Annotated in this window: 14 protein-coding genes; all 14 read left to right on the top strand. The window is 72.1% G+C overall.

Annotated features, from left to right (window positions below):
- Positions 1–64 precede the first annotated feature (64 nt).
- The 14 genes from ftsZ (at position 65) to ileS (ending at position 15,735) form a co-directional block, all read left to right on the top strand.
- Positions 65–1,126, top strand: a complete 1,062-nt coding sequence (gene ftsZ / locus ACZ5T9_RS09530; protein ID WP_006903930.1) for a cell division protein FtsZ — start codon at positions 65–67, stop codon at positions 1,124–1,126.
- A 186-nt stretch (positions 1,127–1,312) separates the two neighbouring features.
- Positions 1,313–2,524: a sigma-E processing peptidase SpoIIGA gene (locus tag ACZ5T9_RS09525; protein WP_464832814.1), complete on the top strand. Its 1,212-nt coding sequence runs from the start codon at positions 1,313–1,315 to the stop codon at positions 2,522–2,524.
- A gap of 28 nt (positions 2,525–2,552) precedes the next feature.
- A complete protein-coding gene (gene sigE / locus ACZ5T9_RS09520) occupies positions 2,553–3,287 on the top strand; it encodes an RNA polymerase sporulation sigma factor SigE (protein WP_006903928.1) in 735 nt (244 codons plus the stop codon).
- 122 nt (positions 3,288–3,409) lie between these two features.
- On the top strand, positions 3,410–3,748 hold the full coding sequence (locus tag ACZ5T9_RS09515; RefSeq protein WP_006903927.1) for a hypothetical protein: 339 nt from the start codon (positions 3,410–3,412) through the stop codon (positions 3,746–3,748).
- Between the two features lie 613 nt (positions 3,749–4,361).
- Positions 4,362–5,615, top strand: a complete 1,254-nt coding sequence (gene ltrA / locus ACZ5T9_RS09510; protein WP_464834431.1) for a group II intron reverse transcriptase/maturase — start codon at positions 4,362–4,364, stop codon at positions 5,613–5,615.
- Positions 5,616–5,995: 380 nt separating this feature from the next.
- A complete protein-coding gene (sigG, locus tag ACZ5T9_RS09505) occupies positions 5,996–6,775 on the top strand; it encodes an RNA polymerase sporulation sigma factor SigG (RefSeq protein WP_242823362.1) in 780 nt (259 codons plus the stop codon).
- Positions 6,776–6,944: 169 nt separating this feature from the next.
- Positions 6,945–7,856 carry a stage II sporulation protein R gene (locus tag ACZ5T9_RS09500; protein ID WP_464832811.1) on the top strand — a complete coding sequence of 304 codons (912 nt, stop codon included), beginning with the start codon at positions 6,945–6,947 and terminating at the stop codon, positions 7,854–7,856.
- A gap of 268 nt (positions 7,857–8,124) precedes the next feature.
- Positions 8,125–8,421, top strand: coding sequence for a YlmC/YmxH family sporulation protein (locus tag ACZ5T9_RS09495; protein ID WP_006903924.1), 297 nt, complete (start codon positions 8,125–8,127; stop codon positions 8,419–8,421).
- 178 nt (positions 8,422–8,599) lie between these two features.
- Positions 8,600–9,472, top strand: a complete 873-nt coding sequence (gene pgeF, locus ACZ5T9_RS09490; protein ID WP_464832809.1) for a peptidoglycan editing factor PgeF — start codon at positions 8,600–8,602, stop codon at positions 9,470–9,472.
- Positions 9,473–10,003: 531 nt separating this feature from the next.
- Positions 10,004–10,696: a YggS family pyridoxal phosphate-dependent enzyme gene (locus ACZ5T9_RS09485; protein WP_006903922.1), complete on the top strand. Its 693-nt coding sequence runs from the start codon at positions 10,004–10,006 to the stop codon at positions 10,694–10,696.
- Between the two features lie 12 nt (positions 10,697–10,708).
- Positions 10,709–11,164, top strand: a complete 456-nt coding sequence (locus ACZ5T9_RS09480; protein ID WP_464832807.1) for a cell division protein SepF — start codon at positions 10,709–10,711, stop codon at positions 11,162–11,164.
- Between the two features lie 63 nt (positions 11,165–11,227).
- A complete protein-coding gene (locus ACZ5T9_RS09475) occupies positions 11,228–11,521 on the top strand; it encodes a YggT family protein (protein ID WP_464832805.1) in 294 nt (97 codons plus the stop codon).
- A 64-nt stretch (positions 11,522–11,585) separates the two neighbouring features.
- The gene (locus ACZ5T9_RS09470) at positions 11,586–12,278 is read left to right on the top strand and encodes a DivIVA domain-containing protein (RefSeq protein ID WP_464832803.1); all 693 of its coding nucleotides are present in this window, start codon (positions 11,586–11,588) and stop codon (positions 12,276–12,278) included.
- 637 nt (positions 12,279–12,915) lie between these two features.
- Positions 12,916–15,735 (top strand): isoleucine--tRNA ligase, encoded by a 2,820-nt coding sequence (gene ileS, locus ACZ5T9_RS09465; RefSeq protein ID WP_464832802.1) that lies wholly within the window; start codon positions 12,916–12,918, stop codon positions 15,733–15,735.
- The last annotated feature ends 87 nt before the right edge of the window (positions 15,736–15,822 follow it).

Raw genomic sequence — 15,822 nt, 5'->3', positions numbered from 1 at the left:
AACCCCAGGGGGACCGGGCGATCCGGGAGGGTGCCGGCCCACCGGCACCGGGGAGGTTTGGAACGTGCTTGAGTTTGATATGGAAAACCAGCCCTTTGCCGTGATCAAGGTGGTGGGGGTCGGGGGTGGGGGCAACAACGCGGTCAACCGCATGATCGAAGCGGGCCTGCGGGGCGTGGAGTTCCTGGCGGTGAACACCGACGCCCAGGCCCTTTCCGCATCCCTGGCCTCGGAGAAGATCCAGATCGGCCGCCAGGTCACCCGCGGCCTGGGTGCCGGTGCCGATCCGGAGATCGGCCAGAAGGCGGCGGAAGAGAGCCGCGAGGAGATCAAGGAGCGCCTCAAAGGCGCCGACATGGTCTTCATCACGGCCGGCATGGGCGGTGGCACGGGCACCGGCGCTTCTCCCGTCATCGCGGAGATCGCCACGGAGGTCGGCGCCTTGACGGTGGGCGTGGTCACGCGGCCCTTCTCCTTCGAGGGGCGCAAGCGGGCGGCCCAGGCGGAGATGGGGATCAACAACCTCAAGGCCAAGGTGGACACCCTGATCACCATCCCCAACGACCGCCTCCTGCAGGTGGTCGACAAGAAGACCTCCATCCTCCAGGCCTTCCGGGTGGCCGACGACGTGCTCCGCCAGGGCGTGCAGGGCATCTCCGACCTGATCGCGGTGCCGGGGCTCATCAACCTGGACTTCGCCGACGTCCGCACCATCATGATGAACACGGGCTCCGCCCTGATGGGGATCGGCGTGGGGCGGGGCGAGACCCGGGCCGTGGACGCGGCCCGGGCGGCCATCTCCAGCCCCCTCCTGGAGGCGTCCATCGAGGGCGCCAAGGGCGTGCTGCTGAGCATCACCGGCGGCACCGACCTGGGCCTGTACGAGGTCAACGAGGCTGCGGAGATCATCGCCCAGGCGGCCGATCCCGACGCCAACATCATCTTCGGCGCGGTGATCGACGAGAACCTGGAGGACGAGATCCGGGTGACGGTCATCGCGACGGGGTTCGACCCCAAACCCGCAACGCCCGGGCCCGAACTGGACGACCTGCCCATCAAGCCCTTCACCGGGGACGACCTGGACATCCCCCACTTCCTGCGCCGCCGGCCGCGGCCGGCCCGCTGAACCGGGACGCGGCCACATCTCGACATGTTTCCCAGTCCACGGGGCGTATAATCAGACCGCCGGCAGCGGGGCTGCCGGCGGTCTTCGCCTCCAGGGCGGCTTGCCGCCCCGCCCGGGGCCCGTTCTACCGCCCGGGGGACCGGCATAGGCATGCCATTGTGGCGATGCGCAGCGGGGGCGAGGCGGGTGCCGTACGTCTACCTGGACCTGTTCGTCCTGGTCAACGCGGTGGTCGACTACGCCCTCCTGGCCGCCACGGCCCAGGCCACCCAGGCCCGCACCAGCCGCGGGCGCCTCGCGCTGGCCACGGCCTGGGGGACGGCCTTCGCCTGTGCCGTGACCCTGCTGCCCCCCGGTCCCTGGCGCAGCCTGCCCGCGGTGCTGCTGGCCTCGGTCCTGATGCTGCTGCTGGCCTTCTGGCCCGTTACGCCCCGGCGCCTGCTGGCCCTGGCCGCCTGGTTCTACGGCCTGGCGTGCTTCGTGGCCGGAGGCGCCCTGGCCGTGCTCTCGCTGGCGGCGGGCGGCGACGGGCCGGGGACGGTTCCCCGGGTGTCGCCCGCCCTGGCCCTGGTGCCGGCGGTAGGGGCCGCCGTGGCGGCCGGCCGGTTCTTCTGGCAGGCCTGGCGCCGGCGGTCCCTGCCGGGACCGCTGTACGTCACCCTGCGGGTGGCCTGCGAAGGGCGCTGGCTGGACCTGCCCGCCCTGGTGGACACGGGCAACCAGCTGCGGGACCCTCTGACGGGCCTGCCGGTGGTGGTGGTGGAAGAACAGGCCGTGGCGCCCCTGCTGCCCCCGGCCCTGCGGCAGGCGGTGGCGGCCGGGGACGACATCGCCGCCTGGGCCCGGGCGGCCGCCGGTGCGGGCTGGGCGGAGCGGTTGCGCATCGTGCCCTTTGCCTCCATCGGCCGGGAGCGGGGCTTTCTGGCCGGGTTCCGCCCCGACGCCCTCTGGCTGGCCGTGCCGGGCGGGGACGAAGACCGGCAGCGCCGGGAACGGGGCGCCGGCACCGGGCTGCCGGCAGCACCGGCCCTATCCCCGGACGGGCCGCCTGCGCCGCGGCTGCCCGCGGGGGAGCCGGTCCTGGCCGCCCCGGCGGCGAGCCGGCTCGCCGCCGGTCCACCTGCGGAGCCCGGCCGGGATTGGGCCGCGGCCGCCACCACCGACCCGGGGGCGGAAACGCCCGGCGAGCCGGGCGGTGGCGGCGGGACGACGGCGGCGCCAGAGGCGGCGGATCACTCCGTGGAGCCCCCGCCGGCCCCGTGGCGCCCGCTGGGACCGGCGGTGGTGGCCGTCTTCCCCGGCCGCTTCACCGGGGATCAGCATTATGTGGCCCTTCTGCCCATCGCGTTGCTGGAGGCCCCGCCCGCCGGCCGGCAGGCGGCGGCGCGGGTGTCCTAGACCTGTCGGGAGGGAGGACCGGCCAGAGATGCGGCATCAGTGGCTCCGGTTGAAGTGGTCCGTGCGGCTGGCCATCCTGCGCTGGCTGTTGCGCAGCGGTGCGGCGTGGCTGCCCGTGCACTACATCGGCGGCAGCCAGGCCCTGCCGCCGCCGCTGACGGCCGACGAGGAAGAACTGTTGCTGGACCGCCTGGACGAGGACGATCCGGCGGTTCGCCACACCCTGATCGAGCGCAACCTGCGCCTGGTGGTCTACATCGCCCGCAAGTTCGACAACACGGGCATTCCCATCGAGGATCTGGTGTCCATCGGCACCATCGGCCTGATCAAGGCCGTGAACACCTTTGATCCCTCCAAGCGGATCAAGCTGGCCACTTATGCATCGAAGTGCATCGAGAACGAGATCCTCATGCACCTGCGCCGCACCAGCCGGACCCGCTACGAGGTGTCCCTGGACGAACCGCTGAACGTGGACTGGGAAGGCAACGAACTGCTGCTTTCCGACGTGATCCCCGCCACCGACGGGGACGTGATCTACCGCGACCTGGAGGCCAAGGTGGACCGGCACCTGCTCCACCGCGCCCTGGCGCGGCTCACCCCGCGGGAGCGGCTGATCATGGAACTGCGGTTCGGCCTGGTGGACGGCATCGAGCGCACCCAGAAGCAGGTGGCCGACCATCTGGGGATCTCCCAGTCCTACATCTCCCGGCTGGAGAAACGGATCATCAACCGCCTGCGCCGGGAGATCCGCAAGATGGAGTAGCTGGGGGAAGCAAGGGGCCGCCATCCGGACGGGATCCTGTTGATAATCTTTTTCAAATTGGTGACGGCGGTTACAGGCGGCCCGCCGCGGCCGGTGCATCCTGAAACCGGGAGGTGGTCCCGATGCCAGGGACACCGGCGGTCACGGTGGCGCTGTCCGGGCGGGAGATGGCCCTCCTGCGGAACGTTGCCGACTTTGCCGGTTTCGGCTGCGACATCCATGCCGTGGAGGTCGAACCGGCGGTCGAACCGCAGGAGCTGGAGGAACTGGTCGATATCCTGGATGCGGCCATGGAGGCCGGGGAGGCGCCGGTGCTGACGCGCCGGCAGCTGGAGGTGGCCTTCGGGCTGCTGGACTACCAGCAGTGGCAGTGCCCGCTGGCCACCTGGTGCGAAGTGGACGGCGCGACCCAGGACGAGCTGGACGCCTTGCGGGAGAAGATCCAGGAAGCCCTCCCTTGATCCGCGCAGTATGGTTTGCGCAAAAGCCCCGCAGCCTGTGCTGCGGGGCTTTTGCTGTGCGCCCGGCATGGGCGAGTGCTAAGGGGTGAAAGTCCCCTGCGGAGGGTGGCCCCGTACAACCGCTAGCCGAAGGCAAGGGTGCCCGCGGCGACGCGGGATCCGAAGGAAGCCGGAGGCAAAGTCGCGACCCGACGACCAGGAACCGCGGGCGAGGCAGTGCCGACTGGGCGAGCCGGCAGCACACGGCGAAGCCCGAGATGGGCCGAAGGGCGGCGCTGTAAACGCGGCGGGTGTGCGACGAAAGTGCTCGCTCTTACCCGGGGAGGCCTGCCGGTAGGCCAGCATGGCTGGCAACCCGCGACCGCAAGGCGCGGCTGAGCCGGCAGGAGTCAGCAGAGGCCGTAGTACCGCCGGCCGGGCCGGCGGGAAGGGCCGAACGTCGAGTCCGGGAGGGTGTTGGCGCGTTCGCGCCGGGCGCAAGGAGCGCAGCCAACCTGAGAGGGCCTCGCCCAGGAGGCGGCGGTGAATTCCGTTGGAGCCTGGGCGAGAGCGGAGCGCCCGGCCGGGACAGACCGGCGCCCCTCCCCGCGGAGGACGTGGTGGCGTGGACCTGATGGAGCAGGTGGTGGTCCGGGAGAACATGTGGGCCGCCCTGCGACGGGTGGAGCAGAACCGGGGCGCACCGGGCGTCGACGGGATGACCGTCGAGCAGTTGCGCGGCTTTCTGCGGGAGCGGTGGCCGCAGGTGCGTGCCCAACTGCTGGCCGGAACCTACAAGCCGCAGCCGGTCCGTCGGGTGGAGATTCCCAAGCCCGGGGGCGGCACGCGCTTGTTGGGCATCCCGACCGTCCTGGACCGCCTGATCCAGCAGGCTTTGCTGCAAGTGCTGACGCCGATCTTCGACCCCGATTTTTCGGAGCACAGCTACGGCTTTCGGCCGGGGCGCTCCGCCCATCAGGCGGTCGAAGCCTCGCGCCGGCACGTCGAGGAAGGCTACACCTGGGTGGTGGACCTGGATGTCGAGAAGTTCTTCGACCGGGTCCACCACGACGTCCTCATGGCCCGGGTGATGCGGAAGGTTGCGGACAAGCGCGTCCGGATGCTCATCCGCCGCTACCTGCAGGCCGGTGTGATGGTCGGCGGGGTGAAGGTGCGGACGGAGGAGGGCACGCCCCAAGGCGGCCCCCTGAGCCCGCTTTTGGCCAACATCCTGCTGGACGAGCTGGACAAGGAGCTGGAGCGGCGGGGACACCGCTTCGTTCGCTACGCGGACGACTGCAACATCTACGTTCGCTCGGAACGGGCGGGGCACCGGGTCATGGCGGGAGTGCGACGCTTCCTCGAAAAGCGGCTGAGGCTCAAGATCAACGAGCCAAAGAGCGCGGTGGACCGGCCCTGGCGACGCAAGTTCCTCGGCTTCAGCATGTACCGCGGCCGGGAAGGCATCCGCCTGCGCGTGGCCCCGCAAACGGTGCAGCGGCTCAAAGACCGCATCCGCGGCCTGACGAGCCGGACCTGGCCGGTTTCCATGCCCGAGCGCATCCGCCGGATCAATGTCTATTTGCGCGGTTGGCTCGCTTACTTCCGCATCGCGGACATGGCGGACCTGCTCCGCAACGTGGAAGGTTGGCTCCGGCGACGCTTGCAGGCGTGCCTTTGGAAGCAGTGGAAACGGCCGCGCACCCGGTTGCGGGAACTGCGGGCCCTGGGCCACCCCGAGTGGCGAGCCCGGCAGTGGGCCATGGCGCGACGCGGGTACTGGGCCATGGCCGGTGGCCCGCTCAACAGCGCCCTGGGCAAGCCGTACTGGCTTACCCAGGGGCTGCTGAGCCTCACTCGATGCTACCACGAACTTCGCCGTGCTTGACGAACCGCCCGGTGCGGACCCGCATGCCGGGTGGTGTGAGGGGACGGGGCCTTCACCGGCCCCTCCTACTCGATTTCTTCCCTGCCCGGTTTGATTGCAGACTTGTCACCTCCTTGTCACCCATCGATGGCCGGTTCATCCCTGCCGTGGTGCGGACCCGCAGGTCACCGGTGCGGCCCGTTCCGCTGCGGCGGAATGGGACCCTCCAATGCATGCCCAGCGGCGCGCCGGGGAACGTTATGACGAATGGTCCGGGCGTGGCCGGTGAATAACGGCTTCCAGCCACGCGCATACTCCCCGTTGCAGGACGAGCCCGGGCTGTGCGCACACAGCCTGCCGGCAAAGGCAGCGTCCGGCAGGCGGGAGGGAACCGCGTGCCCATGAGCCGCATGATCAACAAGGTGGAGATCTGCGGGGTCAATACGGCCGAACTGCCGGTGCTGTCCAACGAGCAGATGAGGGTCCTGTTTCGCCGCATGCGCGAGGGCGACGAAGAGGCCCGCCAGCAACTGGTGCAGGGCAATCTAAGGCTGGTTTTGAGCGTCATTCAACGTTTCAATCACCGGGGCGAACCGGTGGACGATCTGTTTCAGGTGGGATGCATCGGCTTGATGAAGGCCATCGACAACTTCGACCTGGAACAGAACGTCCGCTTTTCCACCTATGCCGTGCCGATGATCATCGGCGAGATTCGCCGGTACCTGCGCGACAACACCCCCATCCGGGTCAGCCGTTCCCTGCGTGACGTGGCCTACAAGGCCTTGCAGGTGCGGGACCAGCTGACCCACCGGCACGGGCGCGAACCCACCCTGGAAGAGATCGCCCAGGAGCTGGGCCAGCCGCGGGAAGAGGTGGTCCACGCCCTGGACGCCATCCAGGACCCGGTGTCGCTGTTCGAGCCCATCTACCAGGACGGCGGCGATCCCATCTTCGTGGTCGACCAGGTCAGCGACGACAAGCAGCGCGACGAGCGGTGGCTCGAGACCATCGCCGTGCGCGAGGCCATGTCGCGCCTGGATGAGCGCGAGCAGCTGATCATCACCAAGCGCTTCTACCAGGGCAAGACCCAGATGGAGGTGGCCAACGAGATCGGGATCTCCCAGGCGCAGGTGTCGCGCCTGGAAAAGGCCGCCCTGCAGCGGATGCGCAAGTACATGTGAAAGGGCGAGGGGCATGGGCTTTGGAGACTGGCTGAATCCGCCGGCCGGGGGCCGGGGATCCGGGCCGGCGGGCGAGGGTGGGCCCGGTGTCCATGGCTGCATCGTCGTGCCGGCCGACGGCGGTATGGTGATGGCAACCCTCCGGTGCACATGGGGGCGCTGGCTCAGGATGCTGGGATGGCTGGCCCTGGCCACGGTGGTGGCCGCCGGCCTGGGGCCCCGCCTGGCGGGGCACGGGCCCGCGGGGGCAAGTCCTGCCCGGCCCGCCGGGGTTGCAACGCCGGCCGGGGCGGCCGCCTCCATGGCGGCGGCACCCGCGCAACCTGTGCCGCCCATCCTGAGGCTGCACATCGTTGCCAACAGCGACGATCCCGAGGATCAGGCCGTCAAGCTCCAGGTGCGGGATGCGCTGCTTCCCGTTCTGGCTCAGGTGGTGGCGGGAGCCACCACCCCGGACGATGCCCTGGCCCGGGTGGACCGGCAGGCGGAACGGCTTGAGGCGCGGGCCCAGGCCGTCTTGCGGTCGGCGGGCTTCCACTACGGCGCGCGGGTGGAGACGGGCCGCTTTCCGTATGCGGCGCGGCGCCTGGGAGAAACGGTCTATCCTGCGGGCGTCTATCCCGCCGTGCGGGTCGTCCTGGGCGAGGGGGCGGGGCACAACTTCTGGTGCGTCCTCTTTCCGGGGCTCTGCTGGCTGGGCGACGGCGGCTCCGCCCAAGCCGGCACCCTCGCAGGTTCGGCCCAGGATCGGGGCGGTGCCCTCCCCGCGCCGGAGGCGGTGGCCCCTGCCACACCCGGGGGTGGGGAAGGAGCCGGCGTGACGCCCGCACCGGCAGGAAGGGATGGTACGGCCGGGGTGCCACACCCTGCGGGCGGTTCGGGCGCTGCGGAGGTTGCAGGGGCCCTGGCGGCTCCCGGGGCGGCTGCGCCCTCCTGGTCCCCGGTTCCGGCGGGCGGCGGCGGGACGGCCTGGCAGGCGGCGCCGGCCCCGCGCTGGTTCCTCCTGGAATGGTGGCAGGCCCGCATCGGCCGCTGGTGGGCGTCCCTGGGATGGGCCCAGCGGGCCTCCGCATCCCATTAGGCTCGCCCGGGGCGCCGGTTCAAGGGACGCGCCACCTCTGCCGCACGCGCCGGCCGCCGCGGATCGCCCCCGGTTCACCGGCCGCCAGGGGACGGCGGGACAGCCCGTTCCCGCCCGGCGACGCGGGCATGCTCGATGCGGGCATGCTCAAGGCGCCGGGGCGTGCCGCGCCATCCCGGACAAGGCCGGTGGGCAGACCTCGGGGGACACGGGCGCCCGTCCCGGCATACCCTGATCGCGGGCGGCATGAGCTGCGGGGGTGAGCGCCGTGCTGAAGACCTCCGACCTGCGCACCCGCGACGTGATCAACATCGTGGACGGGCGGCGGCTGGGCTGGGTGGGGGATGTGGAGATCGACCTCCAGACCGGGCGCATCCAGGCCATCGTGGTGCCCGGGCCTGCCCGCTGGTTCGGCCTGTTCGGGCGCGACCGGGACTACGTGATCCCGTGGGAGCAGATCGTCCGCTTCGGCCAGGACGTGATCCTGGTCAACGTGCCGGGTTTCGTCGACATGGAAGGGGCCGCGGGTTCCGGCCGCGAAGGGATGCAGGCGAGCGCCGGTTGAGGGGTGCCGGGCGGCCCTACGAGGACGGCCCGGCGGCTGCGGCGAAGGGGCTGCGGCCGGGCGGGCGGGCCGATCCGCGGAAGGCGACCGGCCGGGCGGGCCGGCCCGTTCGCGGCAAGGCACCGCCCCGGTGCCCGCGTCCGGCGCAGCATGATTGTGCCGGCGGGGAGGGAGCAGCGTGGCCCCTGAAGGCGCGGTCCCGGAGGCCGGGCGGCAGGCCGGGGCCGTCATGCAGCGGCAGCGGGTGGACGGGGTGGAGTGGCTCGTTCCTTCCGGTGCGCCGTCCTGGCTTTTCTTGGCCTTCACCACCCGCCGGGGAGGCGTCAGCCGGGGCCCCTGGGCGGAACTCAACCTGGGCCGCTCCACCGCGGACGAACCGGCCCGCGTCGAGGCCAACCGGCAGCGGGTGCTGGCCGCCGCCGGTCCGGAGTGGCAGTGGGTCGCCATGCCGCGCATGGTCCACGGCGCAGCGGTGGCCGTGGCCCGGGCCGGCGAGCCCTGGGCGCCCGGCCGGGGGCCGGAAGCCGATGCGCTGGTCACCACCGACCCCGGCGTCCTCCTGTGGGCGACCTTCGCCGACTGCGTGCCCGTCTTCCTCTGGGGCAGCGCCACGGCATCCCGCAGGGGCGTGGCGCTGGCCCACGCCGGCTGGCGCGGCACCCTGGCGGGGGTGGCGCCGGCGGCGGCCCGGGCGCTGGCCGAGGCCTTGGGGACCGGGCCGGAGCGCCTGCACGCGTTGATCGGACCCTCCATCGGCCCCTGCTGCTTCGAGGTGGACGAGCCTGTCCTGGAGTCCCTGGACCGCCGGCTGTCCTGGGCGGAGGAAGTGCTGTCCCCTTCCCCCCGGGGAGCCGGTTACCGGCACTGGGACCTGTGGGAGACCAACCGGCGGCTGCTGGTGGAGGCGGGCCTGGATCCGCGGCACGTCGCCGTTGCGGGGCTGTGTACCGCCTGCGACACCGAGACGTTCTTCTCCCACCGGGCCAGCGGCGGCCGCACAGGGCGGATGGCGGGCCTGATCGGCATCCGCCCCGGGGCCTCCGCCAGCTGAAGCGCCCCGGGGCCGCCGGGGCCCTTTCGCGCCGCGCCCGCGGCCCAGGGGCTAGGGCAGCGCCGGGGGCGACGGGAGCAAGACCGCAGCGCGAGCCATGGACCCGGTGCGGGGAGCGGCCGGCCCCGTCGCCGGCGCAGGGCCGCGGTAGGGCCCGCGGCTCCCTGCAGGCTCCGGCCCTGCATGCCGCGCCGCCCGCCCCCGCGCCATGCCCCCACACCCCGTCACGCCCATGTCACGCTGCCAGCGCCGGTCACGCCATCGCCCGCCAAGGATGTCGAAACCGGCAGGAGACGCGCCGCCCGGTATGGAATCGCCCTGCTACACTGGAAGGCTGGCGGCGCGTTGCGCGGCCCGCGGCCGGGCGGGCCCGCCCCAGGTGCCGGGGCCGGCCCGTGCCGGATCGCCCGCAGCAGAGTTGCTTGCCCGCGCAGCGGGGCGGAAGGCGGCACCGGCCGGCCCGCCGCCCGGTGCCGGGTCCTTTCAGGGCGCGGCCCGGCCGCCGGCATCATCCGGGGAGCGACAGCATCCATGACCATTGCCGAGCGGGTGGCGGCCGTGCGGGACCGCATCGCCGCCGCGGCGGCCCGGGCCGGGCGGGATCCCGGTGAGGTGACCCTGGTGGCCGTGAGCAAGACGGTGCCCGTGGCGGCCATGCGGGAGGCGTACGCCGCCGGCATCCGCGATTTCGGAGAGAACCGGGCCCAGGAGGCCCGGGACAAGTTTCCGGCCTTCGGCGAGGACGTCCGCTGGCACTTCGTCGGCCGCCTGCAGACCAATAAGGTCAAGTACATCGCCCGGCACTGCCACCTGCTCCACTCCCTCGACCGCCTGGCCCTGGCCCAGGAGGTCGACCGGCGGGCGGGCCGCTGCGGCCGGGTCCTCCCGTGTCTGGTGGAGGTCAACGTGGCCGGGGAGCCCACCAAGGCCGGCCTGCCGCCGGAGAAGGTGGTCCCCTTTCTCCAGCAGGTGGCCGGAATGAAGGGTTTGCAGGTGGTGGGGCTCATGACCGTGGCGCCCCCGACCGATGATCCGGAAAGGGTGAGGCCCGTCTTCCGGCAGTTGCGCCAGCTGGCGGAGGAGGCCGCCCGGCAGTGCCGCGGCCTGCCGGGCATCGAGCTGCGCCACCTGTCCATGGGGATGACCGACGACTTCGAGGTGGCGGTGGAGGAAGGCGCCACCATCGTGCGCATCGGCCGGGCCATCTTCGGCGAGCGTGGATGAGGAGGAATGCCCATGGGGTGGATGGACCGGCTGCTGTCCCTGATCGGCTTCGAGGTGGAGGAGGAAGTGGTGGAGGCGCCGGCGGGGGAGGAACCGCAGGGTGCGCAGGCGGCCCCGCGGCGCCGGGACGGCCGCCACCGGGAGCGGGGGGAGGGCGGCCCGGGACCCCGGCCGGGCCAGCTGGTTCCCCTGGCGGCGGGGGGGCGCTCCCAGAGGGTGGTGATCGCCCGCCCGCGGTCCTTCGACGAGGTCCAGGAGATCGCCGAGCACCTGAAGAACCGGCGGCCGCTGATCCTCAACCTGGAGGACACCGACAAGGAGACGGCCCAGCGCATCCTCAACTTCCTGAGCGGCACGATCTATGCCTTGAACGGGGAGATGCACCGCATCGCCAACGGGGTGGTGTTCTTCGCCCCCCAGAACGTGGAGACCCTGGTCGACCGGCCGGACTTCCTCACCCGGGATTGAGGGCCAGCCTCGGGGGGAAGGGCCCGGGACCGGATCCGGCGCCCAGCCGTAGGAGGGTACGCGGTGACCGGTTTGCTCGTCGAGTTTCTCGTGCGGCTCATCCACGGGCTTGCGACGGCGTTCTTCTGGCTCCTGCTGATCCGGGTGATCATGTCGTGGTTCATCCAGGGTAACTACAACCGGACCTTTCACGATATCTACCGTGTACTGGTGCAGTTGACGGAACCGGTCCTGGCGCCCATCCGGCGGGTGATGCCCGATACCGGGCCCCTGGATCTGTCGCCGCTGGTCGCCCTCCTGCTGGTCCAGCTGGTGGAGCGGCTGCTGGTATCCCTGCTGTACAGGTTGTTCGGATGAACCCGCCGCGGCGCCCCGGCCGCCGGCCGGGGCGCCGCGGTCACCGATCCCGGGAGGTGGGAGCATGGCCCTGACGCCGCTGGACATCCACAACAAGCAGTTTTCCCGCTCTTTCCGCGGCTACAACGAGACCCAGGTGGACGAGTTCCTCGAGCAGGTGGGCCGGGAGTTCGACCAGGTGCTGCGGGACAACGCGGCCCTGCGCGAGCAGGTGGAGGCGCTGAACGCCAAGCTGGAGCAGTACCGCCAGCTGGAGGACACCCTGCACAACACCCTGGTGGTGGCCCAGGAGACGGCGGAGGAGGTCAAGGCCAGCGCCCAGAAGCAGGCCGAGCTGACCATCAATCAGGCCCGGCTGGAGGCGGACCAGATCATCCAGGCGGCCCGGGCGAAGGCGGAGGAGATGGAGCGCCGCTACCAGGAGCTGGTGAACAGCATCAAGGTGGCCCGGGCGCGGATGCGGGCCATGCTGATGGCCCACCTGCAGCTGCTGGACGAAGAACCCGGCCTGGGTGGAGAGGAGACCCGGGAGGCTGCCGAAGAGGGCGCCCGGGAGGAAACGGAAGGCGATGAAGGGCCGGCCGGAGCACAGGGGCCGGCCGGCGGGCCTGGCGACGCCTCCCCGCACCGGACCGGCGCCCGCCCCGGGGCAGGCGAAGGAGAGGGCGTGCGGCCGGCCGTCATGCACCGGGGCTCGGGGAGCTGGGGTGCCGCCCGGGAGGTGGCGGCCGGCCGGGATCGGATGCCGGGTTTCTAGCCGGGGCGGGATTCCTTGACGGCCTGCGCCGGGATCACTAGACTATTCCCTAATCATGCCATGCTTCGACAGGGCGGGCGCCGCCGGGTAGCGGGCTGCCACCGGCTCCCGGCGCCGCCCGCCGCCGGGATACGGCGATGAGGGGGCCAGTAGGGCCGGCACCCCGCCGGCTGCAGAGAGCCCGGGCCGGCGGCTGTGAGCCCGGGCGCCGGTTGCCGCCCGAAGATCCCCCCCGAGCCGCCCACCGAACCGGCCCCCGGCCCGCGGCGGTCCCTGCCTCGGGCCGGGGGGCAGCGCAGTAGGCTGGGCCGCCTGGCCCCCGTTAACGGGCCGCAAGAGTGCCCGGGCCGACAGGACTTGCACCGCCGGGGTGCGGTCATGCCCGCGCCCGTGGGTGGCGCCGCCGTTCAGGGCCCGGCCGGGTCCTCCCGCGGTCCGGCGATACCGCCGGGGGCGGCCCAGGGAGGACCGGCCCCTGCCTGGCCGGCGGTGGGCCGGACGGCAACCGGCAGCCCGGGAACAAAGGTGGTACCGCGAGGGAACCCCCTTCGCCCTTTGGCGACGGGGGTTTTTCTTTTCAGGCCGCCCTTGCCCAGGCCGTCCATCCAGACCGTCCATATCGATGAGGAGGAGGAGCATGGACTACCGCGAGACCCTCAACCTGCCGCAGACGGACTTCCCCATGCGGGCGAACCTGCCCCAGCGGGAGCCCGAGATCCAGCGCCGCTGGGACGAGATGGACCTCTACCGGCGGCTCCGCCAGGCGCGCCGCGGGCGGCCGCGGTTCGTCTTGCACGACGGACCGCCCTACGCCAACGGCGACATCCACGTGGGCACGGCCCTCAACAAGATCCTCAAGGACGTGGTGGTGCGCCACGCCTCCATGGCGGGCTACGACGCGCCCTACGTGCCCGGCTGGGATACCCACGGCCTGCCCATCGAACGCCGGGCCCTGGAGGTGCTGGGCGTCGACCGGCGGGCCATCTCGCCCGTCGAGTTGCGCAACCGCTGCCGCGACTATGCCCTGGACCAGATGAACCGGCAGCGCCAGCAGTTCCGCCGCCTGGGCGTGCTGGGGGACTGGGAGCGCCCCTACCTCACCCTGGAGCCGGAGTACGAGGCGAAGCAGATCGAGGTCTTCGGCGAGATGGCCCGGCGGGGCTACATCTACCGCAACCTCTACTCGGTCTACTGGTGCCCCGTGGACGAGACGGCCCTGGCGGAGGCCGAGATCGAGTACCGGGAGAAGACGTCGCCCTCCATCTACGTCGCCTTTCCCGTGGTGGACGGCCGCGGCCGGCTGCCCGGGGGCGCGCGGCTGGTGATCTGGACCACCACCCCCTGGACGATCCCGGCCAACCTGGCCATCGCCGTCCACCCCGAGGCCCGTTACGTGGCGGTCGAGACCGGCCGCGGGCTGCTGGTGGTGGCCGAGCCGCTGGTGGAAAGGGTGCTGGCGGCCGCCGGGCTGGAGGAGCGCGGCCGCTCCGGCCCCTGGACCGGAGCCGAGCTGGAGGGGGTCACCTACCGGCATCCCCTGTTCGACCGCACCTCGCCGGTGGTGCTGGCCGAGCACGTGAGCATGGAGGAGGGCACCGGCCTGGTGCACACCGCCCCGGGCCACGGCCAGGAAGACTTCGAGGTGGGCCGCCGCTACGGCCTGCCCGTGCTGAGCCCGGTGGACGCCGGCGGCCGCTTCACCGGCGAGGCCGGGCCCTTCGCGGGCCTGTTCTACGCCGATGCGAACCCCCACATCACCCGCGCCCTGGAGGAAGCGGGAGCCCTGCTGGCCCAGGGCACCATCCGGCACCAGTACGCCCACTGCTGGCGCTGCCGCCAGCCGGTGATCTTCCGGGCGACCACCCAGTGGTTCGCCTCGGTGGAGGGCTTCCGCCGGCAGGCCCTGGAGGCCATCGACGGGGTGCGCTGGATCCCCGAATGGGGCCGGGAGCGGATCCACAACATGGTGGCCGACCGGGGCGACTGGTGCATCTCCCGCCAGCGGGCATGGGGGGTGCCGATCCCGGTGTTCTACTGCGAGGCCTGCCAGGAGCCGGTCATCACCGAGGAGAGCATCCGGGCGGTGGCCGAGCTCTTCCGGCGGGAGGGGTCCAACGCCTGGTTCCTGCGGGAGGCGGCCCAGATCCTGCCCGAGGGCTTCGCCTGCCCCCACTGCGGCAGCCGCCAGGGCTTCCGCAAGGAGACCGACATCATGGACGTGTGGTTCGACTCGGGGTCGAGCCACGCCGCCGTACTGGAGACCCGGGAGGAGCTGACCTGGCCGGCCGATCTCTACCTGGAGGGGTCGGACCAGCACCGGGGCTGGTTCCAGTCGTCCCTGCTGACGGCGGTGGCCACCCGCGGCCGGGCGCCCTACCGGGCGGTGCTGACCCACGGCTTCGTGGTCGACGGCGAGGGCCGCAAGATGTCCAAATCCCTGGGCAACGTGGTCGACCCCAACGACGTGATCCGGCGCTACGGGGCCGACGTGCTGCGCCTGTGGGCGGTCTCGTCGGACTACCGGGGGGACGTGCGGATCTCGGAGGACATCCTCAAGCAGATGGCCGAGGTCTACCGCAAGATCCGCAACACCCTGCGCTTTTTGCTGGCCAACCTGGGGGACTTCGACCCGGCCCGGGACGCCGTGCCGTACGGGGAGCTGGGTGAGCTGGACCGCTGGGCGCTGGCCCGGCTGGCCCAGGTGACGGAACGGGTGCGGCGGGCCTACGAGGAATACCAGTATCACCTGGTCTACCACGCCGTGCACAACTTCTGCGTCACCGACCTCAGCGCCTTTTACCTGGACGTGCTCAAGGACCGGCTCTACGCTTCCCTGCCCGCCGACCCTCGGCGCCGGGCGGCCCAGACGGTGCTCTACCAGCTGGCGCGCCATCTGACCCTGCTGCTGGCCCCGGTGCTCTGCCACACGGCGGAAGAGGTCTGGGGCCACCTGCCCCGGCTGGAGGGCGATCCGGAGAGCGTCCACCTGGCCCTCTTGCCCGAGCCTGACGCCGCCTGGCGGGACGAGGAGCTGCTGCGCCGCTACGAAGTGCTGTTCGAGGTGCGGGAAGCGGTCTACCGCGCTCTGGAGCAGGCGCGCCAGGAGAAGGTGATCGACGTGCCCGCCGAGGCCCGGGTGGTCATCGCGGGAGCCCGGGAGGAGGCGGCCCGGGTCCTGGAGGCGCTGTCCCGGGACCTGCCGGAGCTGTTCCTGGTGGCCGAGGTGGTGGTCGAACCCGGCCCGGCGGCCGGTACCGCGGGGGAAGGGGCCGGGGGCCCGGGGCAGGCCGCGGGCCAGCCGGCCCGGGATCCTGCGGTACGGGTGGAGCGCACGGCCCTGGCCCGCTGCGCCCGTTGCTGGCGGCACGTGCCCGGCGTCGGCGGCGATGCCGCCCATCCCGACTTGTGCCCGCGTTGCGCGGCCGTGGTCCACCAGCTGGAGGCGGCGGGCGCCTGAGGGGAGGCCGGCCGGACGGCGGGACGGGGGCTGGCAGGCGAAGGGGACCGGGCGGGCCGCGTCCTGGGCACCTGTCCCGCCGCCGGT

The sequence above is a fragment of the Thermaerobacter nagasakiensis genome (assembly GCF_055396825.1).
The sequence above is the reverse complement of the archived record's forward strand: the minus strand, read 5'-3'. Positions and strand labels throughout refer to the sequence as shown.